General features: G+C 64.1%; 25 protein-coding genes. 15 read left to right on the top strand and 10 right to left on the bottom strand.

The features are described 5' to 3' along the window. The first annotated feature begins 197 nt into the window (after positions 1 to 197). Positions 198 to 503 carry a hypothetical protein gene (locus ACR2J1_RS02480; RefSeq protein WP_434017768.1) on the top strand — a complete coding sequence of 102 codons (306 nt, stop codon included), beginning with the start codon at positions 198 to 200 and terminating at the stop codon, positions 501 to 503. Positions 504 to 584: 81 nt separating this feature from the next. Here ACR2J1_RS02480 and ACR2J1_RS02475 read toward each other — a convergent pair whose 3' ends face one another. Further along, on the bottom strand, positions 585 to 1,355 hold the full coding sequence (locus ACR2J1_RS02475; protein WP_434017767.1) for a tRNA1(Val) (adenine(37)-N6)-methyltransferase: 771 nt from the start codon (positions 1,353 to 1,355) through the stop codon (positions 585 to 587). 4 nt (positions 1,356 to 1,359) lie between these two features. Next, complete coding sequence (locus ACR2J1_RS02470; protein ID WP_434017766.1) at positions 1,360 to 1,593, bottom strand: DUF2007 domain-containing protein; 234 nt, start codon at positions 1,591 to 1,593, stop codon at positions 1,360 to 1,362. A gap of 105 nt (positions 1,594 to 1,698) precedes the next feature. Between ACR2J1_RS02470 and ACR2J1_RS02465 the strand changes: the two genes are divergently transcribed. Continuing rightward, positions 1,699 to 2,715: a polyprenyl synthetase family protein gene (locus ACR2J1_RS02465; protein WP_434017765.1), complete on the top strand. Its 1,017-nt coding sequence runs from the start codon at positions 1,699 to 1,701 to the stop codon at positions 2,713 to 2,715. Here the strand turns inward: ACR2J1_RS02465 and ACR2J1_RS02460 are convergent. The 3 genes from ACR2J1_RS02460 to ACR2J1_RS02450 form a co-directional block, all read right to left on the bottom strand. Next, positions 2,712 to 3,578 carry a 4-(cytidine 5'-diphospho)-2-C-methyl-D-erythritol kinase gene (locus tag ACR2J1_RS02460; protein WP_434017764.1) on the bottom strand — a complete coding sequence of 289 codons (867 nt, stop codon included), beginning with the start codon at positions 3,576 to 3,578 and terminating at the stop codon, positions 2,712 to 2,714. The genes ACR2J1_RS02465 and ACR2J1_RS02460 overlap by 4 nt on opposite strands. Positions 3,579 to 3,614: 36 nt before the next feature. Further along, positions 3,615 to 5,378: a tetratricopeptide repeat protein gene (locus ACR2J1_RS02455; RefSeq protein ID WP_434017763.1), complete on the bottom strand. Its 1,764-nt coding sequence runs from the start codon at positions 5,376 to 5,378 to the stop codon at positions 3,615 to 3,617. 156 nt (positions 5,379 to 5,534) lie between these two features. After that, positions 5,535 to 7,169, bottom strand: coding sequence for an electron transfer flavoprotein-ubiquinone oxidoreductase (locus ACR2J1_RS02450; protein ID WP_434017773.1), 1,635 nt, complete (start codon positions 7,167 to 7,169; stop codon positions 5,535 to 5,537). 201 nt (positions 7,170 to 7,370) lie between these two features. Here ACR2J1_RS02450 and ACR2J1_RS02445 point away from each other — a divergent pair, with 201 nt between their 5' ends. Both ACR2J1_RS02445 and moaB read left to right on the top strand, forming a co-directional pair. After that, positions 7,371 to 8,138: a uracil-DNA glycosylase gene (locus ACR2J1_RS02445; RefSeq protein WP_434017762.1), complete on the top strand. Its 768-nt coding sequence runs from the start codon at positions 7,371 to 7,373 to the stop codon at positions 8,136 to 8,138. After that, positions 8,135 to 8,698 carry a molybdenum cofactor biosynthesis protein B gene (gene moaB / locus ACR2J1_RS02440; protein WP_434017761.1) on the top strand — a complete coding sequence of 188 codons (564 nt, stop codon included), beginning with the start codon at positions 8,135 to 8,137 and terminating at the stop codon, positions 8,696 to 8,698. The genes ACR2J1_RS02445 and moaB overlap by 4 nt, the downstream gene beginning before the upstream one ends. Positions 8,699 to 8,806: 108 nt before the next feature. On the opposite strand, the gene ACR2J1_RS02435 is transcribed toward moaB, so the two are convergent. The 3 genes from ACR2J1_RS02435 to ACR2J1_RS02425 all read right to left on the bottom strand — a co-directional run bounded on the left by ACR2J1_RS02435 (position 8,807) and on the right by ACR2J1_RS02425 (position 11,074). After that, positions 8,807 to 9,508, bottom strand: a complete 702-nt coding sequence (locus ACR2J1_RS02435; protein ID WP_434017772.1) for a diguanylate cyclase — start codon at positions 9,506 to 9,508, stop codon at positions 8,807 to 8,809. A gap of 224 nt (positions 9,509 to 9,732) precedes the next feature. Beyond that, positions 9,733 to 10,332 carry a TIGR04282 family arsenosugar biosynthesis glycosyltransferase gene (locus ACR2J1_RS02430; protein ID WP_434017760.1) on the bottom strand — a complete coding sequence of 200 codons (600 nt, stop codon included), beginning with the start codon at positions 10,330 to 10,332 and terminating at the stop codon, positions 9,733 to 9,735. A gap of 52 nt (positions 10,333 to 10,384) precedes the next feature. Further along, entirely contained in the window at positions 10,385 to 11,074 is a 690-nt protein-coding gene (locus ACR2J1_RS02425; RefSeq protein ID WP_434017771.1) for a TIGR04283 family arsenosugar biosynthesis glycosyltransferase, read from the bottom strand. Between the two features lie 102 nt (positions 11,075 to 11,176). Here ACR2J1_RS02425 and ACR2J1_RS02420 point away from each other — a divergent pair, with 102 nt between their 5' ends. The 6 genes from ACR2J1_RS02420 to ACR2J1_RS02395 all read left to right on the top strand — a co-directional run bounded on the left by ACR2J1_RS02420 (position 11,177) and on the right by ACR2J1_RS02395 (position 13,934). Continuing rightward, complete coding sequence (locus tag ACR2J1_RS02420; RefSeq protein ID WP_434017759.1) at positions 11,177 to 12,301, top strand: PA0069 family radical SAM protein; 1,125 nt, start codon at positions 11,177 to 11,179, stop codon at positions 12,299 to 12,301. A gap of 90 nt (positions 12,302 to 12,391) precedes the next feature. Continuing rightward, complete coding sequence (locus tag ACR2J1_RS02415) at positions 12,392 to 12,541, top strand: hypothetical protein (RefSeq protein WP_434017758.1); 150 nt, start codon at positions 12,392 to 12,394, stop codon at positions 12,539 to 12,541. Between the two features lie 16 nt (positions 12,542 to 12,557). Then, the gene (locus ACR2J1_RS02410) at positions 12,558 to 12,869 is read left to right on the top strand and encodes a hypothetical protein (protein WP_434017770.1); all 312 of its coding nucleotides are present in this window, start codon (positions 12,558 to 12,560) and stop codon (positions 12,867 to 12,869) included. After that, positions 12,833 to 12,961, top strand: a complete 129-nt coding sequence (locus ACR2J1_RS02405; protein ID WP_434017757.1) for a hypothetical protein — start codon at positions 12,833 to 12,835, stop codon at positions 12,959 to 12,961. The genes ACR2J1_RS02410 and ACR2J1_RS02405 overlap by 37 nt, the downstream gene beginning before the upstream one ends. Positions 12,962 to 12,979: 18 nt before the next feature. Continuing rightward, complete coding sequence (locus tag ACR2J1_RS02400) at positions 12,980 to 13,147, top strand: hypothetical protein (RefSeq protein ID WP_434017756.1); 168 nt, start codon at positions 12,980 to 12,982, stop codon at positions 13,145 to 13,147. Between the two features lie 106 nt (positions 13,148 to 13,253). Continuing rightward, complete coding sequence (locus tag ACR2J1_RS02395; protein ID WP_434017755.1) at positions 13,254 to 13,934, top strand: ribonuclease HII; 681 nt, start codon at positions 13,254 to 13,256, stop codon at positions 13,932 to 13,934. 6 nt (positions 13,935 to 13,940) lie between these two features. On the opposite strand, the gene ACR2J1_RS02390 is transcribed toward ACR2J1_RS02395, so the two are convergent. Continuing rightward, complete coding sequence (locus ACR2J1_RS02390) at positions 13,941 to 14,708, bottom strand: alpha/beta hydrolase (protein WP_434017754.1); 768 nt, start codon at positions 14,706 to 14,708, stop codon at positions 13,941 to 13,943. Positions 14,709 to 14,852: 144 nt separating this feature from the next. Here ACR2J1_RS02390 and ACR2J1_RS02385 point away from each other — a divergent pair, with 144 nt between their 5' ends. After that, complete coding sequence (locus ACR2J1_RS02385) at positions 14,853 to 15,953, top strand: site-specific DNA-methyltransferase (RefSeq protein WP_434017753.1); 1,101 nt, start codon at positions 14,853 to 14,855, stop codon at positions 15,951 to 15,953. Here the strand turns inward: ACR2J1_RS02385 and mutY are convergent. Continuing rightward, complete coding sequence (gene mutY / locus ACR2J1_RS02380) at positions 15,901 to 17,070, bottom strand: A/G-specific adenine glycosylase (RefSeq protein WP_434017752.1); 1,170 nt, start codon at positions 17,068 to 17,070, stop codon at positions 15,901 to 15,903. The two genes, ACR2J1_RS02385 and mutY, sit on opposite strands and share 53 nt — an antisense overlap. A gap of 96 nt (positions 17,071 to 17,166) precedes the next feature. On the opposite strand from mutY, the gene ACR2J1_RS02375 reads away from it, so the two are divergent. The 4 genes from ACR2J1_RS02375 to smc all read left to right on the top strand — a co-directional run bounded on the left by ACR2J1_RS02375 (position 17,167) and on the right by smc (position 22,666). After that, on the top strand, positions 17,167 to 17,682 hold the full coding sequence (locus ACR2J1_RS02375; protein WP_434017751.1) for a DUF721 domain-containing protein: 516 nt from the start codon (positions 17,167 to 17,169) through the stop codon (positions 17,680 to 17,682). A 79-nt stretch (positions 17,683 to 17,761) separates the two neighbouring features. Further along, positions 17,762 to 18,487 carry a DsbA family protein gene (locus tag ACR2J1_RS02370; RefSeq protein ID WP_434017750.1) on the top strand — a complete coding sequence of 242 codons (726 nt, stop codon included), beginning with the start codon at positions 17,762 to 17,764 and terminating at the stop codon, positions 18,485 to 18,487. Positions 18,488 to 18,497: 10 nt separating this feature from the next. Further along, positions 18,498 to 19,145, top strand: a complete 648-nt coding sequence (locus ACR2J1_RS02365; RefSeq protein ID WP_434017749.1) for a DsbA family protein — start codon at positions 18,498 to 18,500, stop codon at positions 19,143 to 19,145. Positions 19,146 to 19,210: 65 nt separating this feature from the next. After that, positions 19,211 to 22,666, top strand: a complete 3,456-nt coding sequence (gene smc / locus ACR2J1_RS02360; RefSeq protein ID WP_434017748.1) for a chromosome segregation protein SMC — start codon at positions 19,211 to 19,213, stop codon at positions 22,664 to 22,666. Positions 22,667 to 22,829 lie beyond the last annotated feature (163 nt).

Here is a 22,829-nt window from a genome sequence, read left to right as displayed (position 1 = left end):
CAAGGGCCATTCCCGAGCCTCGGGAGTGGCCCTTTGCTTTTGCCGCCCCCGCTTTCCGGCTGAACGCCGGATGAACATCAGCCTCAGCTTCGGTTCAGCACGACATCTCTAAAACGGAATCAAGAGAGAGAGACGTCCTCTGTTCTTGACTGAACCCAAGGCGCCCGAAAAGGCGCCACTCGCTGAAGGATGATCCCATGCTGAAGACAACCCTCATGGCTGCTGCCGCCGTCTCGTTCCTCGCACTCGGCGCTTCGACCGCCGACGCCAAGGATGGCCATCGCGGCGACTGGGGCAATAACGGCAAGCACGGCAACAACGGTAAGCACGGCAACTACGGCAATCACGGCAATCACGGCAACTACGGCAACCGTGGCCACAACAAATACTGGTTCAATTACTCCTGGTATCAGCCCCGCTGCACCTACGAGCTGCGGCCGACCCAGGTGCGGTGGCACGGGCATTGGAAGACCATCTGGCGCAACGTCCAGGTCTGCTACTAGCGGCCTGACGGTCCGGGAGTGCTCCTCCTCCCGGGCGCATCGAGGCTGCCGCCTGTCCCCCCGGGCGGCAGCCTTTTTTCGTTAGCCGTCGAGATCCAGCCTCTCGCCTTGCCGCAACACCGCCTCCGCCTTCGCCGTGTAGCGCCCATCGTCATGGTGCAAGACCAATCCCGGCAAAAGCTTGCTCCCTGCTCTGCTGCCTTTGCGTCCTTGCAAGATGATGCGCGTGGCGGGCGCGCCCTCGCTGGGAAAGAGAGGAAAAACCGTCAGCGCGCCGAAGCGGCGGTCGAGCAGGGCCAGCAATTCGCCTAAGACTTCCGGCCGGTGAATCACTGTCAGCCGTCCCTTCGCCGCCGTCGCGGCGGTCAAGAAACCGATCCAGGCCGGCAGAGCGCCGGCCGCCATGATATGGGCGGCCGCCTTGGCGGGGCCGGCGCGCGCGCTCCCCTCGGCGTAAAATGGCGGGTTCGTCATCACCTGATCGTAGCCTTCGCGTGCAAGACCCTTTGCTTGCAGCGTCCTGGCGAGCAACGTCACGTCGGCTTCGACGATCGTGACATTGTTGGCGAAGCCGTTGCGCGCCGCATTTTCCGTCGCCAGCGCACAGAGCCCTGCGTCGATCTCAATTGCTGTCAGTTCGAGTTTCGGCACGCGTGCCAAAAGCGCGAGCCCGGCGACACCGACTCCGGCGCCAACATCGAGGACCCGGTCGCGCGGCCGCGCCGGAACTGCGGCTTGCAGCCAAACGGCGTCGCTTCCGGATCTGTGGCCTGACCGCGGCTGGATCACGCTGATGCGGCCGCCGAGAAAATCGTCGGTCGTCGCGCCGGCCCGCTTGGGCAGCGTCGTCACGCGCTCAATTCCTGTCTTGTTCGGCGATGACATGGCCGATGCCGGCCTCGGTGAGAAGGTTGCGTGCGTGGGCAATCCGCTCGCCTACCACGAGCACGCGCCGAGGCAACACCCCGAGCGAGCCTTCCAGCACGCTCATATTCGTGTCGGCGACCATGAAGGCGATTTCCGCCTCCGAAAGGAGCGCGCTGACATAGGAAATGAGCACGGGATCGTTTGAACGCAACAATTCCTTCATCACACGCGTGCTTGCCATAATACGAAGCTGGAGTGCCTTGACCCTTTACGGCGGACCGCCGACTATATTCCCCAAGGGCTCGTTGGTCCCATTAGGAGAAGTGATTTGGGCGTTGTTGTTTCGCTTAGCGGCGCGCGGGATCCACAGGTAAGCCTTGCGCCGCTCGTGGCGCTTGTCCAGGAGGATATGGCCCATGTCAACCGGCTGATCCTCGACCGTGCCCGCTCCAATGTCGAGTTGATCCCGGAGCTTGCGCGGCATTTAATCGATTCCGGCGGCAAGAGGCTGCGCCCCATGCTGACTTTGGCGTCCGCGCGGCTCTGTGGCTATGAGGGCGACGCGCATGTCCGCCTCGCGGCCGCCGTCGAATTCATGCATACCGCGACGCTCCTGCACGACGACGTGGTCGACGAAAGCAATCTGCGGCGGGGACGAAAGACGGCGCGGTTGCTCTGGGGCAATGAGGCGAGCGTTCTCGTCGGCGATTTCCTCCTCGGTCAGGCCTTCAAGATGATGGTCGATGTCGGCTCGCTCGGCGCGCTACGCATTCTGTCGGACGCCGCCGCGATCATCGCCGAGGGCGAGGTGATGCAGCTGATGACCGCGAAGAATACCGACACGACCGAGGACGACTATCTTGCCGTGATCGACGCCAAGACCGCAGCGCTGTTTTCGGCGGCGGCCGAAGTGGGCGGCGTGATCGCCGGCAAGCCGAAATCGGAGCAGGCGGCGTTGCGGTCGTACGGCCGCAATCTCGGGCTGGCCTTCCAGCTCGTCGATGATGCGCTCGATTATTCCGGCGAGCAGGCGACGCTCGGCAAGAGCGTCGGCGACGATTTCCGCGAGGGCAAGATCACGCTTCCGGTGGTGCTCTGCTATCGCCGCGGCAGTGCAGAGGAGCGCAGCTTCTGGCAGCGTACGCTGCATGACGGCGAGATCGGCGAACATGATCTCGGCGAGGCGATGAACCTCCTGAAGAAGCACAGCGCCTTGAGCGACACGATGGAGCGCGCGCGCCATTACGGCGCCATCGCCCGCGACGCTCTTGCAATTTTCCCGGAGTCGAAACCGAAATCGGCCATGCTCAAGGCCATCGCGTTTAGCGTGGACCGGCCGTATTAGCCGAGCGTTCCCGCTCGAACCCACCAATCGGGACGTGAGGCGGTCAAAGCGCGTGACGCTGTCTCGGCTTCCGCTTCCGTGGCAAAGAGCACAAAGCAGGTCGCCCCGCTTCCGGACATGCGTGTGAGGCGGCCGCCCGGCAATCTCTCCAGGGAGTCGAGAACCTCGCCGATCGCCGGCGCAAGCCGCAAGGCGGCCGGCTCGAGATCGTTGCCGCGCGGGGCGAGATACTCAATGAACCGCGCAAAATCACCGGCAAAATCCGGCGCTGCGTTCTCGTCCGCTTTTTTGCTCTCGTATGGCGACGCGCGCAGCTCGGCGTAGACTTGGCCTGAGGACCGCGGGAGTCCGGGATTGGCCAGGAGCACGCCGCACTTCGGCAAATCCTCGACAAGCTGCACCGTCTCGCCGCGACCCGTCATCAGAGCGGGCTGGCTAGCGAGGCAGACCGGAACATCTGAGCCGAGCCTTGCCGCAATTTCCCTGGCGCTCTCCTCCTGCAGCATGGTCCCGTTGGCGCGCGCGATGAGGCGCAGCGCTGCCGCGGCATCCGCCGAGCCGCCGCCGATGCCGCTCGCGACGGGAAGATTTTTCGTCAGGTGAAAACGCCCGAGCTTCAAGCCTGGATGCGCCGCGAGCGCGGCCTCCGCCGCCTCTAAGATGAGGTTGCGGCCGGCAAGCGCGCGGGCGAAAGCACCGTCCAGATCGAGCGAGAGCGTTTCGCCGGTTTCGAGCGTGAGGGTATCGGCAATACTTGCGAAGGCGACGAGGCTTCTGATCTCGTGGAAGTCGTCGGCGCGGCGCCCGAGAACCTCAAGACTGAGATTGATCTTGGCCTTGGCGGTGTCGCTTATGGTCGTCACAAGCCGCCTCCCGCGAGGCCGAGTCAGATCGCGCGGCTATTCCGGCGTCTTGCCGCCGGCCTGCGTGGTGCGGTTGGCCGCCTGGGTCGCGCCCTTGTCGGGGAGACCGTCCGCAATCTTCTGCTTGAGGGTCGTGACCTGCTCGTTTTCCGGCTTCAGCGTCAGCGCCTGCTCCCACTGATATTTGGCCTCGAGCTTGCGGCCGACGCGCCAATACGCGTCGCCGAGGTGATCGTTGATGACGGGGTCGTCTGGTTTCAGCTCGACGGCGCGCTCTAGCTGCTCGACGGCGCCCTCAAGATTGCCAAGCCGGAAATAGGCCCAGCCGAGGCTGTCGACATAATAACCGTCGTCCGGCTTAAGCTTCACCGCCTTGCGGATGTAATCCAGCGCCGTTTTGAGATTGCGACCCTGATCGACCCAGGAATAACCGAGATAATTGAGCACGAGGGATTCGTCCGGAGCCAACGCGAGCGCCTGCTTGAAATCCACTTCGGCCTTGGGCCAGTCCTTCAGCCGCTCGTTACAGACGCCGCGGGAGTAGTACAGCGACCAATTGTCCGGGGTCGGCGCGCCGAGGAGTGCGATGGCGCGCGCGTAATAGTCGCGCGCTTCCTCGTAGCGCTCGTGCGAACGCAAAATGTTGCCGAGCGCATCGAGCGGGCGGATGTCTTTCGGATACTTCGCGATCAGCTCGTCGAGCTTCGCCTTGGCATCGTCGACGCGTTCCATGGCGTTCAGCGCGAAAGCCTTCTGAATCTGAACGCTAACCCAAAGCGGCGAATCTTCCTTGATATTGTCGAAGGCCGCGAGTTCCAAGTCGTAGCGCCGCGCGCCGTCATAGGCCTCGGCGAGCGCCACATGCGCGAGAGGGAAATCGGGCTCAACGTAAAGCGCGAATTGCAGGAAGGTGATGCCCATGTCGAGACCACCCTCGCCGGCGAGGGCGTCGCCGATACCGTAGAAGACCTCGGCCAAACCCTGCGCCGGCGAGGTGATGAGCAGCGGCGGAACCTTGCCGCTCTCGATCTCGGCCTGCAGCGCCTGGGAGATGGGATGACCCGAAGCCTCCGCCATGTGCGCTTTCAGGATCTGGCGGGCGAGCTTGCGATTGCCGGAGACCATGGCATGGCGCGTATAGGCCTCGGCCACGCGCAGCGTTCCAGGATTTTTCTTGAAGGCCTCGCTGAACGCCTGCTGCGCGACATCACGCTTGCCGGCGACGTCGGCGATCAGAGCGCGATGATAGCGCTGGTAAAACTGCGCCCAGTCGGCCTCGCTCAGCGTGTCGAGCGTGGTCATGGCGCCATCGTAATTGTTATCGGCGGCCTGCACCCAGGCGCGGGCGAGCGTCGAGGTCAGATCCGCGATGGGACCCTGGCGGGCAGCGGCGAAATGCTCGTCGGCTTTCTTGTAATCGCCTTTCTTGAAGGCTTCGGCGCCGAGCAGAAAGCGTGCGATGCGATGCGATGGCTCGACCTTGATGAGCTGCTCGGCGAGATCGGTCGCGCGACCCCAATCGGCGGCCGCGGCTTGAAGCAGGAAAGTCTGCTCCATGATGATCTCGTTGGCGGGGTCCCCGGCGAGCGCCGCGGAATAGAAGTCGGCAGCGGCGGTGGTGTCATGATCGCCGCGAGCGACACGGCCCGAGAGATAGTTGCCGAGAAGCGTGCCCTGATCGGCATCCGACGACTTGGTCAGATCTACCTCCGAATAGGCGGCGGGCGCGATAAGAATTGCCGCGAGGAGGAGAGATCTCGGCCCCCACTTGCGCAGAGTCGCTTTGTCGCCAATCACCATATTCGTTTCGGCTGTCTAGCCGCCCCAATTCTGGATCTTGAGTCCCCGTCCGGGAGCCTGACCGAAGGTTAAACGGTTTTTCGCAATTTCTGCAAACCAAAAGCTTTTTGCAGGGGAAGGCGGCGCGTTTGTGGCGTTGATGCGTATTCGGCGCGATCACATATTAACGTAGTTGGGCCCGTCACCGCCTTCAGGCGGCACCCAGGTGATGTTCTGCGCCGGGTCCTTGACGTCGCAGGTCTTGCAGTGGACGCAGTTCTGCGCGTTGATCTGGAAGCGAAGCGTTCCGCCTTCTTCCACAACCTCGTAGACGAGCGCCGGGCAATAGCGCTGCGCGGGCTCCGCATATTCGGGCAGATTCTTCTCGATCGGGATGGATGGGTCGGCGAGCCGCAAATGCACCGGCTGATCCTCTTTGTGATTGGTGCCTGAGACAAACATCGAAGAGAGGATGTCGAATGTCAGCACGCCATCGGGTTTCTCGTATTCGATTGGCTTCGCCTGGTCGGCCTTTTGCAGGCTCGCGAAATCGGGCGTCAAATGTTTCAGGGTGTGGGTGAGGAACGGGAAGATCGTGTTCAGCCACATGTCTATGCCGCCGAGCATGACGCCGAGCCGCGTGCCGAAGCGCAACCAGAGCGGCTTCACGTTGCGCACCTTTTTCAGCTCGGTGGCCGTCGCGCTCGCCGCGACGCTTTCAGGATAGGCTTCGAGCAGGTCGTGAGCGCGCCCCTCGCCGATCGCCGCGAAGGCAGCCTCCGCCGCCATCATGCCGGTCAGCATCGCGTTGTGGCTGCCTTTGATGCGCGGCACGTTCATGAAGCCCGCGGCGCAACCGATCAGCGCGCCTCCCGGAAAGACGAGACGCGGGATCGCCTGCCAGCCGCCTTCGGTCAGCGCGCGAGCGCCGTAAGAGATGCGCTTCCCGCCTTCGAGATGTTCGCGGATGCGCGGATGCATCTTCGAGCGCTGGAATTCCTTGAAGGGATTGAGATAGGGATCGTCATAGTCGAGATGAACGACGAAGCCGACCGCCACCAGCCGCTCGCCGAAATGATACAGGAACGAGCCGCCGCCGGTGCGGTCGCCTAAGGGCCAGCCCATCGTGTGCTGCACCAGACCCGGTCTGTGCTTCTCGGCCGGGACCTCCCACAATTCCTTCAGGCCGATGCCGAATTTCTGCGGGCCGCTTTCGGCATCGAGTCCAAGCTTGCGGATCAAGGCTTTGGAGAGCGAACCGCGCGCGCCTTCGGCGATCAGCGTGTATTTGCCGGTGAGCGCGAGGCCCGGCGTGTAGCTGTCCTTGTGACTGCCGTCACGGGCCACGCCCATGTCGCCGGTGATGACGCCCTTGATCTCGCCGTTCTCGCCGAAGATCGCTTCGGTCACGGCGATGCCGGGATAGACCTCGACGCCTAGCGCTCCGGCCTGCTCGCCAAGCCAGCGGCAGAGCGAGCCAAGACTGCCGATATAGCAGCCATGATTGCTCATCAGCGGCGGCATCAGCATGGTGGGAAGGCTCAACCCGCCATCCTTCCAGAGATAATGGAAGCGGTCCTCGGTGACCGGCGTATCGAGGGGTGAGCCCTGCTCGCGCCAATGGGGGATGAGCTTGTCGAGGGCGACGGGATCGATGACCGCACCGGAGAGAATATGGGCGCCGACCTCGGAGCCCTTCTCCAGCACCACGACGGCGATTTCCGTCCCCTTCTCGGCAGCAAGCTGCTTCAGCCTGATCGCGGCCGCGAGGCCGGCCGGTCCGGCGCCGACAATAACGACGTCGAACTCCATGGTTTCGCGTTCGACTTGGTCATCCAAACCGGCTAGCTCCTTCAGCCTCGGCGCTGCCTTCGGGCAACGCTCCCCCGTTCCCTCCCAAGGCGGGAATCGGTCAGCCAAGCGATCGGTGCTAATTCGATGGGCCCAGCGAATTGCGCATTTTTCCGGCGAAACCGGAGAATGACAAATATAGGATCGATGCGGGCATCGCAAATGACGCAATCGCAAGCAAAAGCCCCTCAAGCACTGCTCGCCTGGTACGAGGCGATGGGTGTCGACGAGGCCATTGGCGATGTGCCAATCGACCGTTTCGCCCCGCTGCTACTTGTTTCTTCGCCCCACGTCGCTCGACCGGAGCGCAGGCCCTCCGCGCAGAGCCCGGCGCAGCCTGCCGTCCCCGCTGCACGGCCCGGGGACGCCGCAACGCTGCAAGCCTTGCAAGAGATGGTTGCTTCCTTCGAGGACTGCGCGCTCAAGCGCACCGCAAAGACGCTCTGTTTTGCCCGCGGCAGCGAGACGGCCAAGATCATGTTGATCGGCGAGGCGCCGGGGCGCGACGAGGATTTGCAGGGCAAGCCCTTCGTCGGACGCGCGGGCCAACTGCTCGACCGGATGCTCGCCGCGATCGGGCTCGGCGAGAGCCAAGTCTACATCACAAACACGGTCTATTGGCGTCCGCCGGGAAATCGTACGCCGACGCCGCAAGAGGTTGCGGCCTGCGCGCCGTTTCTCGCCCGTCAGATCGAGCTGTTGAATCCCGGCATCCTCGTACTGCTCGGCGGCGCCGCGGCGAAAAATATTCTCGGCGTGAGCGAAGGCATCATGCGCCTGCGCGGCAAATGGCTGAATTACGATTGCGGCGGCCGCAGCGTCGCGACCCTCGCCACGCTGCACCCGGCCTATCTTCTGCGTAAACCCGAGGAGAAGCGCTACGCTTGGCGCGACCTGCTGATGGTGAAAGTGGCACTGGAGCAACAATGAGCAGCCGCTTCGATGAAAGCCGTCCCTTTATACCGGTGCGCGTGGCCGTGCTGACGGTGTCGGACACGCGCACGCAGAAGACCGACAAATCCGGGCCTCTCCTCGTCAAGATGATCGGTGAGGCAGGGCACGAATTGGCCGAGCACGCCATCGTGTCGGACGATCCGAAAGACATTCGCAAACAGGTCAAGCGATGGATCAAGGATCCCGGCGTCGACGTGGTCATCACCACGGGCGGCACCGGCTTCACCGGCCGCGACGTTACGCCGGAAGCGGTGAAGCCTCTCTTCGAGAAGGAGATCGAGGGCTTCGCGGTGCTCTTTCACATGCTGAGCTATCAGAGCGTCGGCACCTCGACGGTGCAGTCGCGCGCCTGCGGCGGCCTGGCGAAAGGGACCTACATTTTCTGCGTGCCGGGATCGCCCGGCGCCTGCGAGGACGCCTGGAACGGCATCCTCAAAGCCCAGCTCGACAACCGCCACCGCCCCTGCTCGTTCATCGAGATCATGCCGCGACTCCGCGAAAGGAAGAAGGCCGCCGCCAAAAATGCCGCCGAATAGGCAAAGGCCCGCGTCACGCTGCTAACGGGGCGCGAGATCCTTTGCTGGCGATTGCCAATAGCCGAAAGCGCCGCGCGAGGCGCCTTTTCTGCGCTGTGAATGGATGACTTAAAGTAACGAAGCGCCGGCGATAGCGTGGCTGGCGACCGCATCACGGGCACGCGGCGCGGATCTGATGATGCCGGGGCGCGCAACCACGCGATTGCGCCCGGTTATCTTCGCATCGTAGAGCGCGGCATCCGCGCGGGCGAGCAGGCAGTCCACGGTATCGCCCGGATGCGCCTCGCTCACGCCGACGCTCCAGGTAAGAGTGATCGGGCCCTTCTCCGTGACGAGCGGCTTGTCGGCAAGCCGTGCCCTTAGATCCTCGGCAATCTCGACCGCCTCAGGCAGGCGCCGCTCCTCGAGCAGCAGCGCGAATTCGTCGCCGCCAAGCCGCCCCACAACACCGTTTTCGATCCATGCCGCGCGGGCGCAAGCTCGAATCGCCTCGTCGCCGGTGTCATGGCCGTAGGCATTGTTGATACGCTTGAAATTATCGATGTCGAGAAAGATGGCGGCGAGCTTGCCGTCGGGAATGGTGCGGGCGCAGGCTTCGGTGGCACGTTCGAAGAAGCCGCGACGATTGTTCAGGCCGGTCAGCGGATCGGTCGTGGCGAGATTGATAAGCTCGCGCTGCATGGAGGCAATACGCTCCGCGGCACGCAGGCGCGCATAAAGCTCTTCGGCGCGCGGCGGCTTGCCCATGAAGTCATCGGCGCCGCTGTACAAGGCCTCGATCAGGGTCGTCTGATCGTACTTTGTCGACATCAGCAATATATAGATAGGCCGCCGGCAGCTTCCCAACACAGCTCGAAGCCGGACATGTGCTGAAGGTCTGCGCTCGTTATGACGGCTTCGACACAAGCATCAGTGCATCGCGCTCGTCGGCGAATTGGACAACGTCATGTCCCCTCCTTCACTTGCTGTTGCAGGGCTCTAGACGAGGGCTCTGCAGTTTCGATTAAATGCCGCAGAGTTGCATCTAATCAGGCTCATGCTTGGTGAATAAGACGTTCAGCACTCTTTCCCTCGCCTGCAAAAGACACAATAGTATCAACATCGTCAAGTATTGGAGCCAAGACGACGCGGCTCTCGCCGAGATTTACAATCGTGTCTGTCAGGGCTTCCGGGGTCGACCACCGTACGCCTGCGAACAGCGCACGCCGGCGCAAGCCTCGCACGCCGATCAGCCAATAGCCGCCGTCTCCCGCCGGGCCCAGAATTGCATCGGCGGATCCGAGGAGCTTGAACGCGCAGGCAATGTGAGCGCTCCGCATACAGGGGATATCGCTGCCGACGATGATGGTCGGACCCGGCCCCAGACGATCGAAGATGCGCTGCATGCGCTGCCCGAGGTCGCCGCTTCCCTGCGCCATAAGCAAGGCGCCGCTTCGCTGCACCATTCCTCGCCAGAACGGTGCGGCGCGATCGATGTCCGGCGTGATGGCGATGTAAGTACGCCAGCGTGGAGATCGGGCAAGACGGAGAACAGTGCTAGTCAGGCACGCGCGGTAAAAGCGCAGCGCCGCGGTCTGGCCGATGCTTCGTGCCAATCGCTGCTTGGCGCGGCCCATGAGCGGGGTCTTCGCCATGATGACGAGATTGGGGAGACAACCAGCGCGATGGTACGGACCGCGCCACCGCTTAGCCATAGAGGCGAGCGAGCGTGCGTGCCGGCACGCGAAGATAATAAAGCAGGATGCAGCAGAGATTGCGCAGCGTGCGCGAAAGATAACCGTCTTGCCGATAGCGCCGCGCATTCGTGATGGCGCGCGACTTGAGCATGACCAGTTCGCTTCGCTTCAGGCGGCGCACGAGGTCGACATCTTCCATGAGCGGCAGCGGGCGAAAGCCGCCGAGCCGGTTATAAAGCGCACGCGGGATGAGCAGGCCCTGGTCTCCATAGGGAAGCTTGAGGACGAAGCAGCGCAAGCGCACGAGCCGCTCCACGATGCGCGGCATCAAGCCTTCGTCGTCGAGCGCGAAGCGGAAGGCTGCTGCAGCGGGCGCGCGGCGCCCATTCTCCACGCGTTCCATGAAGGCTTGCGCTTCCTCTTTCCAGCCTTGCTCCAGTACGGTGTCGGCATGCAAAAAGAGCAGCCAATCTCCTCGCGCCGCCGCGGCGCCAGCCTCGAGCTGCGAGCCGCGGCCCCGCTCGGCTTCGACCAGCCGCGTGCCCGCGGCTTCCGTGATGGCGATGGTCGCGTCGGTCGAACCGCCATCGGCAATGATGGCCTCCTGCACCACGCTATCCACCACCGCGGGCACCAGTGACGCCAGCGTCGGCGCCAGGCTGCGCTCGGCGTTAAAGGTGGGGATAATCACGGAAATCATGGTCACAGACTATAACTGCTGACGGGTCCCGTTCAATCGCGGGAACGAGCCGTTTAGCACAACGTTCTTGATTTGTTCCTGCCGCCATCCTATATCCGAGCAATGGCAGTCTCGCTCAGAAAGTCCCGGGGCTTCGAAAGCTTTCCGCTGGAGGCATCAGGCGTGGCAGCCGAGCGCCGTCAGGGGCGCGGCGCGACCACGAACCGCTCCGGCCGGTTCGAGCCAATCGCCTACGAGCCGACCGATGACGGCTGGGAATCGCTCGCCGAACTCGAGGCCCTGCGCACCGAGGTGCAGGAGGTGCCGGCGCGGAAAATCATCACCCGAAACGACTCCCCCGATATTAGTTTCGACCGCTCCATCAATCCGTATCGCGGTTGCGAGCATGGCTGCATCTACTGTTACGCGCGTCCGACCCACGCTTTTCTCGGACTGTCGCCGGGGCTCGATTTCGAAACCAAGCTGTTCGCCAAGACCAATGCCGCCGAGGCGCTGGAGCGCGAGCTCGCCGACCCGAAATATCGGGTCCGCACCATGGCGATCGGCACGAATACCGATCCCTATCAGCCGATCGAGCGGCGCTACCGCATCATGCGCCGCATCCTTGAGGTGCTGAGCGAGACCAATCATCCCGTCGGCATCGTCACCAAATCGGCGCTTGTCCTGCGCGACCTCGATATCCTGAAGCCGATGGCGGAGCGCGGCCTCGTCAAGGTCGCGTTGTCCGTGACGACGCTCGATCGCAAGCTCGCCCGCGCCATGGAACCTCGCGCAAGCACGCCGGGCAAGCGGCTCGAAACGATTGCGCGGCTCAACGACGCTGGCGTCCCCACCTCGGTCATGGTCGCCCCGGTCCTGCCCGGACTGACGGACATGGAGATGGAGAAAATTCTGGAGCGTGCCGCCGCTGCCGGCGCCAAGCAGGCCGGCTATGTGCTGCTGCGCCTGCCGCTTGAGATCGGCGACCTTTTCACCGAATGGCTGAAAGCGAATTGTCCGGATCGCGCCAATCGCGTGCTGTCGCTAATGCGCTCGACGCGCGGCGGCAAGCTCTATGACGCGAAGTGGAATGAGCGCATGGTTGGCGACGGGCCATTTGCCTGGATGATCGGCCGGCGCTTCGAGATTGCCGCGGCTCGGCTTGGCCTAAACAAGCGCTCGACGAATCTGCGCACCGATCTTTTCACGCGCCCAGTCTTGCGAGGGCAGCAGCTCGCGCTGTTCTAGGCCTGACACATAGCCATCGTGACCCGTGGCCTTTTCTGGCTCCCGTGGCGTTAGCGGAAAGGAGCCTTCTAAGATCGCGAGTAGCAGACCGTGGCACAGACTTCTGATGGCTACGCAACTAAGGTCCCAGAGGTCACGCTCGGCTTCTGGATCATCAAGATTCTCGCCACCACGCTAGGCGAAACGGGCGGCGACACGGTTAGCATGACGCTGGATCTCGGCTACCTAGTCGGCACGTGATTTTTCTCCCGCCTTGGTGCTTCTGATAGGCGTCCAGATCGCCGCGAAGCAATTCCACTCGTTCCTCTACTGGTTGGTGATCGTGGCCTCGGCTACCGCGGGCACGACGATGGCCGACTTCGCGACCCGCTCCTTGGGTGTCGGCTATGCCGGCGGCTCGTTGATCCTGTTCGCCAGCCTGATGGCCGTGCTTGGCCTCGGGTATTGGTCGCTTGGTTCCATTTCCGTGGAAACAGTCAGCACGCCGAAGGTGGAAGCTTCCTACTGGGCGGCAATCACGTTCTCGCAAAAGTGGGAACTGCACTCGGTGACTGGCTCGCCGCCCTAGGGCTCGGCTATGCAGGGGCCGCGCTGGTGTTCGCCGCCGGATTGGCGGTGCTAGTCTCAGCCTATTACTGGACGACATATCGCGCGCGCTAGTTCTGGGCCGCCTTCATTTTGACGCGTCCGCTCGGAGCCACGGTCGGTGATTTTGTCGACAAGCCCCTGGACCAAGGCGGTCTAGCCTGGAGCCGCCCGCTTGCCACCGCGGTCATCGCGGCACTGATGATCGCGTGCATCCTGATCCTTCCCACAGAGAGCGGGCAAGCACCTCGGGGTGCATAGAGCGGCGGGTCGCCGAGGAGAACGGCTGGCGCTTTTCCACAGGAGGCGCGGCGCTGCTGCCGAACGAGTTGCCAAGGACGCCCGGTTCGCGCGAAAGTCGTCCGTCATGGGACTACCCGCCAGAGCCTTGCCGTTGCCCGAGCCCTCCTTCGATCTCGAAGAAGAGATGATGTGTCTGCATGGCTTGCCTGTGGCCGGCGTCGACGAGGCGGGCCGCGGCCCTTGGGCGGGACCGGTGGTGGTCGCCGCTGTGATCCTCAATCCGGACCGCATTCCCGAAGGGCTTAACGATTCGAAGGTGCTCACCGCGGAAGCGAGGAAAGATCGCTACGCTGAGATCATGGCAACGGCATGCGTGTCCATTGCCTTCGGTCAGGTGAAGCGCATCGACCGTGACAACATCCTCCAGGCGAGCCTGTGGGGCATGCGCGCCGCGTTCCGTGGCTTGCAGGTGCCGCGCGCGGTGGCCCTGATCGACGGCAATATCAAGCCGCGCCGCTTCCCCTGCCCGGCCACGCCCGTGATCGGCGGCGACGGCATCTCGGTCTCGGTGGCCGCTGCGTCCATTGTGGCGAAGGTGACGCGCGACCGCATGATGGTGAAGCTGTCGCGGCGCTACCGCCGCTATGGCTGGGAGCGCAACAAGGGCTACGGCACGCCGGAGCACGCGCTCGCCATCAAGACGCATGGCGTCTGCACGCATCATCGCCGCTCCTTCAGCCCCATCGCGCGGGCGATGAGCCTGCTCCAGACGGGCGCCGAGCCGCCCACCGACATTCAGGAATAAGCCGCTTCAATCGCCAGCCGGGATCCACGCAGCGATGCGGCGCGCCAGCGCATCCGCGCCGGGCTCAAGCAGCAGCATGTGAGCGTGCCCGTCCGCTTCCCAGAACATCGCGCCGGGAAATCCTTCCGCAGTCGCCCGCGCCGTTGCGAGCGAGATGAGGCAGTCATCGGTGCCGGAGAGACAGAGTGCCGGGCAGCGCACCGCTTTTACATCCACCGCGGTCGCGCGCTCCTTGTCGAACATCCAGAAGAAGAGCTCGAACAAAGCGCGCCCCGATTCGGGCACGAAGCGGTCGAACACGCTGCGCTGCTGCCCCGGCTTCATGCGGTTGAGCGAATAGATACAGGCAAGCTCGAAGCTCGGCCGCAGTGCTTTCGTCCAATACGCCCCGAGCGACATCAGGTCGGTGGCGAGCTGCTTCTCGCCATCGCTGGCAGGCAAGATGCCGGCGCGCGGCGCAGGGCTCAGGAGAATCAACGCGCGCGCGAGGCCTTGTGCCGCGAGCTGCTGGGCAAGCACCGCACCCATGGAGTGGCCGAGCAGAACCGGAGGCTCTACGAAACCTACGAGAAAGCCTTCGAGCTCGGCACGATAATCGGCCATGCCCACGCCTTTGACCGCGTTCTCGTCCGTCCCGGCGCTCATACGGTGGCCGACCAGGTCCGGCGCGTGGCAGGTCCAACCCTGGGCTTCGAACACCTCCCGGAATTTCTCGAAGCACCAGGCGCCGCAATTGGCGCCGTGGATCATCACGATGTCCTGCGTGCCCGCCACGTCGCTTTCCCCGTCGATCCCTCACGCGCAGCTTTGAGCGGCGCGAGTTAAGTCCGCCTTTACCCTAACGCGTCAGCATGGCCCCCGCTCGCCCATAAGGCGACGTTCGAACTTTGTTTGGTCTCGCGTAATCGAGTGGGTGTCATGGACGTCGGGGATGATACGGGAGCGGCGTTTCCGCTCAATAAAATCCTCGTCGGCGATTGCGTCGAAGAGATCGCCCGGCTCCCGCAAGCGAGCGTGGACCTCGTCTTCGCCGACCCGCCCTACAATCTCCAGCTCAACAGCGAGCTCCTCCGCCCCGACAATAGCCGCGTCGACGGGGTCGACGACGATTGGGACAAGTTCGCAAGCTTCGGAGACTATGACGGCTTCACCCACGCTTGGCTTTCCGCCTGCCGCGGGGCGCTGAAACCCGAAGGCAGCCTTTGGGTGATCGGCAGCTACCACAATATTTTCCGCGTCGGCGCCATCATGCAGGATCTCGGCTTCTGGGTTCTCAACGATGTCATTTGGCGCAAGACGAACCCGATGCCGAATTTCCGGGGGCGCCGATTCACCAATGCGCATGAGACAATGATCTGGGCCTCGATGGGACCGAAGGCGCGCTACACCTTCAACTACGACGCCATGAAGGCCCTGAACGAAGATTTGCAGATGCGCTCCGACTGGCTCTTGCCGATCTGCTCCGGCGGAGAACGGCTGAAGGAGGCCTCGGGCCGCAAGACACATCCCACGCAAAAGCCCGAGGCGCTTCTGCACCGCGTCCTGCTGGCCTCCAGCAATGTCGGCGACGTGGTGCTTGATCCCTTTCTCGGCTCCGGCACGACCGCGGTCGCTGCGAAACGCCTCGGACGCAATTTCATCGGCATCGAACGCGAGCAGGCTTACGCGGAAGCCGCGACAGCGCGCGTTCGGAGCGCCCAACCACTCGATGCGGATACCCTTGCAGTAGCCAAGGGGAAGCGGGGGGAACAAAGAGTTCCTTTCGGGGCACTCGTAGAGCTCGGTCTTATCTCTCCTGGGGCCGCGCTCTACGATCCCGCCGCACGCCACGAGGCGCGGGTGCGCGCCGACGGCAGCATCTTCTGCGCCGGTGCAACTGGCTCGATCCACAAGATCGGCGCGCATGTGCAAGGCACCGCGGCTTGCAACGGCTGGACCTTCTGGCACTATGAGGCGGAAGGCGATCTCAAGCCGATCGACGCTTTGCGCGACGAGGCGCGGCGGCAATTGGCGAACTAGCATTCGCGCGTCTGCGCCGCTCATCGGTTGCAAACGCGTGAGCTAAAATCTTGTGCGTCACGCTCGGCAGCGCGGCTGTCGCCAGGTCGCGCCGCGCGACCCAGCGGCAGCGCTCGGGTGTGGCAGCCTCGTTCAGCATGACATCGCCATCAACATCGGCGCGATAGACATCGAGCTCGAGATGGAAATGGGTGAAGGTGTGCTCCACCCTCCCCGTCAGTATTCCCCATTCCGCCTCGACCGGCGCGTGCGCCCACGCATTTGCCGAATTGCTTACGCCCTCGGCCCACGGCGTTGCCGGGACTTCCAGCATGCCGCCGAGCAGGCCCTTGAGCGGGCGCTCGCGCAACAGCACGGCGCCGTCGTCGCGAATCGCGACATAGGCCACGCCGCGACGGACGGCCCGTTCTTCTTTCCCGGCGCGATAGGGCAGAGCCTCGGCGAGACCTTGCGCGTAAGCGCGACAGAAACTGCGTAAGGGACAGAGGCCGCAAGCGGGTCGGCGCGGCGTGCAGATGGTGGCGCCGAGATCCATCATGGCTTGCACAAAATCGCCGGGGCGCTTCGATGGCGTCAGCGTCGCGGCCAGCGCCTTGATGTCACCTTTCGCTTGCGGCAACGGGTTGGTGACCGCGAAAAGACGCGCCACGACGCGCTCGACATTGCCGTCGACAGGCGTCGCGGCCACATCGAAGGCGATGGCGGCGATCGCGGCGGCGGTATAGTCGCCGACTCCCGGGAGTTTGCGCAGCTCGCTTTCGTTTGCTGGAAATTTGTCGCCATGCCGCTCCACCACGGCGCGAGCGCAGGCATGCAGGTTGCGGGCGCGGGCGTAATAGCCGAGGCCGGCCCAGGCGGCGAGGACATCGCCAAGCTCGGCGCCGGCTAATGCCGCCACGGTTGGCCAGCGCCGCAGGAAGCCGGCATAGCGCGGGGTGACGGCCTTGACCGTCGTCTGCTGCAGCATGATCTCGCTCAGCCAGACATGATAAGGGTCGGGCGCAACGCCTTGCGGCGCCCGCCAGGGCAAATGCCTGCGCTCGCGGTCGTACCATTCGAGCAGCGGGCCCGCGATATGGGCTTGCTCGGCTGTTGCAGTCTCTTCGATTTGGGTCATTCCGAACTCTGCCCGCGTTCAACGCGGCGATGGTGTAAGCTCGGCGGCGGGGAAGCAAGCGGGGCCCGGCTCCGCTCCACCGGAAAACACTGGCGCATGGCCGATAAACTGCAAAAATTTCCCGGAAAGGCCGCGTGGGGTGCGCGCGCGGTCGGCGCTTATGTGGCGCGCGTGCTCGATCCCGTGGCCCGTGCCCGTGGGTTCTCAACCACGGCACTTCTCAGCGAATGGCCGGCCATCGTGGGTGCGGAGCTCGCTTCTTACACGATGCCCGACAAGATCGTGTGGCCGTGGCGGCAAGAAGAGGCCGGCGCAAAGACGCATCGGCCGGAAGGCGCCACGTTGACTTTGCGGGTGGAGGGTCCGCGCGCCATCGAGGTGCAACATTGCGTCGGGCAGATTCTGGAGCGCGTGAATATCTATTTCGGCTATCGAGCCATTGCCGAAATGCGGATCTTGCAGGCGCCCGTTGTCAAAGTGCAGGCACGGCGCAAGCCGACGCCCGCGCCTATTCCCGAGGCGCCTCTGCCGCCGAAAACCGCGATAAAGGACGACGCCCTCCGCCACGCCTTAATGCGTTTAGGTGGCCTTGCGCGACGCACGAAGGGTTGAAGGGGTCCCCCTTGCCATTCGGCGCTTCCACAACGATTGTAGCGCGCGAAAGACGGCCCCCATTGAAGGAAACAGCGAAGTGGCACGAGTGAGCGAACCCGAGAAATCAGCTGCAACGAATAAAACTGTCCTCTATGTCATCGGCGCGGTACTCCTCGCCACGATCGTGGCTGCCGTCGTTTATTACCGCAGCGGCTCCGAGCAGGCGAGCACGGCGGATGGCCCAAAGTCAGACCCCGACACGGCCGCGCTGATGCAGCCGGGGCCGCTTCCGGAGATGTCGCTCGGCAAATCCGATGCGCCGAACACGATCGTTGAGTATGCCTCGGCCACCTGCGGCCATTGCGCCACGTTTCACACCGACGTCTATCCCGCGCTGAAGACCAAATATATCGACACCGGCCAAGTGCGCTTCGTCTTCCGGGAGTTCCCGCTCGATAACCTCGCGGTCGCGGCCTTCATGCTGGCGCGTTGCGCCGGCAATGACCGCTATTTTCCCATGGTCAGCGCGCTGTTCGAGACGCAGGACACCTGGGCCGTGCCGGGCGCGGACGCCAAAGACAAGCTGCTTCTCATCGCGCGGCAGGCGGGCATTTCCAAAGAGCAATTCGATAAGTGCCTCGCCGACCAGGAGCTGTTCGGCAAGATCGTCGAGGTCCGCCAGCGCGCTCACGACAAGTTCGGCGTCGACTCCACGCCGAGCTTCTTCGTGAACGGCAAGCGGCTGACCGGAGAGCATAAGCTTGAGGATTTCGACGCGGCGATCGAAGGCAAGCCCGCGGGAACGACCGAACCTGGCAAATAGGATTGGCCGGATGCAATTGAGGTCGGTCACAGCGTCGCTTCTGCTTGCCGTCGGCGTTCTGTGTTCGGGTTGCGGCGGCGGCGCTGTCGCCACGGCCGACAGCAAGGCGCTCAATGTGCCGTCGAAGGAAGAGCTGGTCCAAGAGGGGCCCTTCGGCGACCGTGTCCTCGGCAAGGCGACCGCGCCGATCACGATCATAGAATACGCTTCGCTCACCTGCCCCCATTGTCGCGCCTATCATCGCGACGTATTTCCGCGGGTGAAGCGCGAATTCATCGACACCGGCAAGGTCCGGTACATCATCCGCGAGTTCCCTATCGGGCGCACGGCGGGCACGGCGGCGATCATCACCCGCTGCGCGCCGGCGGAGAAGAACCTGTTCTATACCGAGCAGTTTCTGTCGCGGCAGCCGGAATGGGTGAACCAGGAGGTGCGGCCGGATGCCATCTATGCAGTCGCCAAGGCCGGCGGCATGACTCGCGAGACGTTTGACAAATGCCTCACGAATCAAACCATTATCGACGGATTGACCGAGGTGAAGCAGCGGGGGCGCAAATTTGGCGTGGTCGGCACGCCAACCCTCTTCGTGAATGGGCAAAAAGCCCAGGGAACGGTCACGTTCGAGCAGATTAAGGCGATGATTTCGCCCCAGGCCTGATCCGTTTCTGCGTCGTCATCCGCGGTTTCCGCGCGTAGCAGCTTCCTTTCAAAGGCAGTTCACAATTGAAGATCACTCGTCTCCGCCTTCTTGGATTCAAATCCTTCGTTGAGCCTACCGAACTCGCGGTCGAGCACGGCCTCACCGGAGTCGTCGGCCCCAATGGCTGCGGCAAGTCGAACTTGCTCGAGGCGCTGCGCTGGGTCATGGGCGAGACCTCCTATAAGAGCATGCGCGGCTCCAACATGGAGGACGTGATCTTCTCAGGCTCCGAGGTGCGCCCGTCGCGCAACAGCGCCGAGGTTACGATTTTCGTCGACAACAGCGCCCGCACGGCGCCGGCCGAATTCAACGATCACGACATGCTGGAGGTCACGCGCCGGATCGAGCGCGACGCCGGCTCCGCTTACAAAGTCAATGGCAAGGATGTGCGCGCCCGGGACGTCCGCCTGCTGTTCGAGGACGCCGCGACCGGCGCCCGCTCACCGGCATTGGTGCAGCAGGGCCGCATTGGCGAGGTCATCAACGCCGCGCCGCAAGAGCGCCGGCGCGTGCTGGAGGATGCCGCCGGCATCGCCGGATTGCACAGCCGCCGTCACGAGGCCGAACTCCGGTTAAAGGCGACCGAAGGCAATCTCGTTCGCCTCGGCGATCTGATCGGCGAGCTCGGCAGCCAATTGCAAGCGCTGAAGCGGCAGGCGCGGCAGGCGCAGCGCTATCGCGAGCTGTCCGGCAAGATCCGCGAAGTCGAAGCCTTACAACATCATTTGCATTGGATGACTGCCTGCGCGCTGGTGGAGCAGGAAGAGACTTCGTTCCAGGATGCGCTTGGCGCCGTGGCGCAGGAGACCAAGGTCGAGGGCGAGGCGCTGCGCCAGCAGGCCGAGGCGGCCGAGCAGCTCCAGCCGCTAAGAGATGAGGAAGCCGCACGCGCGGCGGTGCTGCATCGCCTCAGCGTCGAGCGCGATGCCTTGGAGCGCGAGGAAGCGCGCGCCAAGGCACGGCAGGCCGAGCTTGAGACCCGGCTCGCGCAGGCCTCGCGCGATATCGCGCGTGAGGAAGAGCATATCGCCGAAGCCGACGGGCAGCTCAGGAGGCTCGAAGAAGAGCGCCGGCGGCTTGAACAGGCAAGCGCCCGCGACGACGCGGAGCCGCAACTGCGCGCGACCGCGACGGCTGCCGCGAATTCTCTTGCCGCAGCCGAGCAAGCCCTGACCGCCAGCACGGGCGCGCTGGCAGAGGCCCGCGCCGCACGCGGTCGACTCGAGAGCGAGCGCGCGGAGCTTGAGCGCCGCATGGCGAGCCTCCGGACGCAAGCTGCCGAGATCATGGCTAATCTCGCCACCCTCGAAGGCGAAGGCGGTGGCGACAGTCATCTCCTCACGCTAAATATGAAGCTCGCTGAGCTTGCCTCCCTCAAGGATACGATCGAGGCCGAGCTTCAGACGGCAGAGGCCGAGGAAGAGACCGCGCGGGCCGAGGAAGCCGAGCGGCGGGTGTTCGCGGCTGCTGCCAAGCTGCACCGGCAGGAGCTCGATACCGAGCTCGCCACGCTCGTGAAGCTGCTGAAGCCCGCTAATGCGGCGGAGTGGTCCCCCATCGTCGAGCAGGTGCGCATCACGCAAGGTTACGAGATTGCGCTCGGCGTCGCGCTTGGCGACGACCTCGATGCGGCAAGCGACGAGGCCGCGCCCGCGCATTGGCGCCTGACAGCAAGCGCCGAGGGCGATCCAGCGCTGCCCGCGGGCGTCCAGGCCTTGAGCGACTTCGTGGAGACGCCGCCGGTTCTCGCGCGGCGGTTAGCGCAAATCGGACTGGTCGACGCTGCGCGCGGGTCCGCGCTGCAAGCAGACCTGAAGCCTGGACAGCGGCTCGTCTCCAGGGATGGCGATCTCTGGCGCTGGGATGGCTATAGCGTTCGCACCGGGACGGCGACGTCCGCGGGGGCCCGGCTTGTGGAGCGCAACCGGCTGGAGGCTTTGAAGGCCGAAGCTATCGAGGCCGGCGAGGCTGCTGCAAGGGCCGAGGGCGCATTCGCCATCGCGGCAGACGCAGCATTGGCGGCCGGGCAGAGCACCAAATCCCTCCGCCAGAAGTTGAAAGAGGCGCAGTCCGACCTCGGCGCCACGCGGGATGCCATCTCGTCCGCCGAGCACGAGGCGCAAGCGCGAAGCCGCCAGCTTGGTGCCTTGGCGGAAGCGCAGACGCGTATTTCGGCTTCCCATGAAGAGGCCGTGTCTCATGCCGAGCGCGTCACTGCGGCGCTGTTCGACCTTCCCCTAATTGCAGATCTGGAAGCCGCTCGCGACGACGCGCAGATGCAGGCGGCGGAAGCGCGCGCCATTTACGCGCGGGCCGAGGCAGCCCTTGAGGGGTTCGAGCGCGAGATGCGGCTCCGCCAAGAGCGCGTGGACGCCATCACAGCCGAGCACGAGCTCTGGCAGAAGCGCATCGCCAATGCCCGCGAACAGCTCGACACGTTGCGCGCGCGCGAGGAAGAAACCCGCACCGACCTCACCGCCCTTGCCAATCTCCCCGCCGAGATCGAACAGCGTCGCGGCAAGCTCCTTGACGCCATCGCAGCGGCGGAGCGCGAGCGCGCCAAGGCCGCCGACGATCTCGCGATTGCCGAAACGGAATTGAAGCAGCGGGAGAAGGCCTTACGCGACGTGCAGGAGCGGCTCGCCGGCGCGCGCGAGGCGCGTGCAAGGAGCGAAGCCCGGCTTGAGTCAGCACGCGAGCGCCGCAGCGATGCCGCGCGCGCCATCCGCGATCAGCTCGACTGCGCGCCGGATTCCTGCCTTGAACTTGCGAACGTAAAGCCCAGCACGGATCTTCCCGCTCTTGCGGATGTGGAGCATCGCCTGCTGAAATTCAGAGCCGACCGCGAGCGCCTTGGCGGCGTCAATTTGCGGGCGGAAGAGGAAGAGGCCGAGCTTTCCGCGAAACTCGAAGAGATGGAGCGCGAGAAGGCCGACGTCGAACAGGCCATCGCGCGGCTGCGGCAAGGCATCGCCAATCTGAACCGTGAAGGCCGCAAGCGGCTGCTCGAGGCTTTCGAGAGCGTGAACGCCCACTTCCAGCGCCTGTTCAAGACCCTGTTCGGCGGCGGCTCGGCCGAGCTTCAGCTCGTCGAGTCCGACGACCCGCTTCTCTCGGGTCTTGAGATCCTCGCCTGCCCGCCGGGCAAGCGCCCGCAGGTATTGACGCTGCTTTCGGGTGGCGAGAAGGCGCTCACCGCGCTTGCCCTGATCTTCGCGGTGTTCCTGACCAACCCCTCGCCGATCTGCGTGCTGGACGAGGTGGACGCACCGCTCGACGATGCCAATGTCGATCGCTTTTGCCGGCTCATGGAAGAGATGGCGAAGGAGACCGACACTCGATTCCTCATCATCACCCATCATCCTTGGACCATGGCGCGCATGAGCCGGCTGTTCGGCGTCACCATGGCCGAACGCGGCATCAGTCAGCTTGTGTCAGTGGATCTTGAGGCCGCCGAGCGCCTGCGCGACGCGAGCTAGAGGCCTGGACCAGGCGGATCGTCCGCGCCCCGTAGACCGCCCCTATTTCTACAAGGTTTCAAAGGCTTCGTGACTCGGCTTGAGTTCCTTGACAGGTCCAAATCCCGAACTAAAGTGCGCCGCAAGCTTAAGGGCCAGCCGGTCCGAAGGCTCTCCCGGAATC

It is taken from the genome of Methyloceanibacter sp., assembly GCF_050999895.1.
In the GTDB taxonomy this organism is placed as follows: Bacteria; Pseudomonadota; Alphaproteobacteria; order Rhizobiales; family Methyloligellaceae; genus Methyloceanibacter.
The sequence above is the reverse complement of the archived record's forward strand: the minus strand, read 5'-3'. Positions and strand labels throughout refer to the sequence as shown.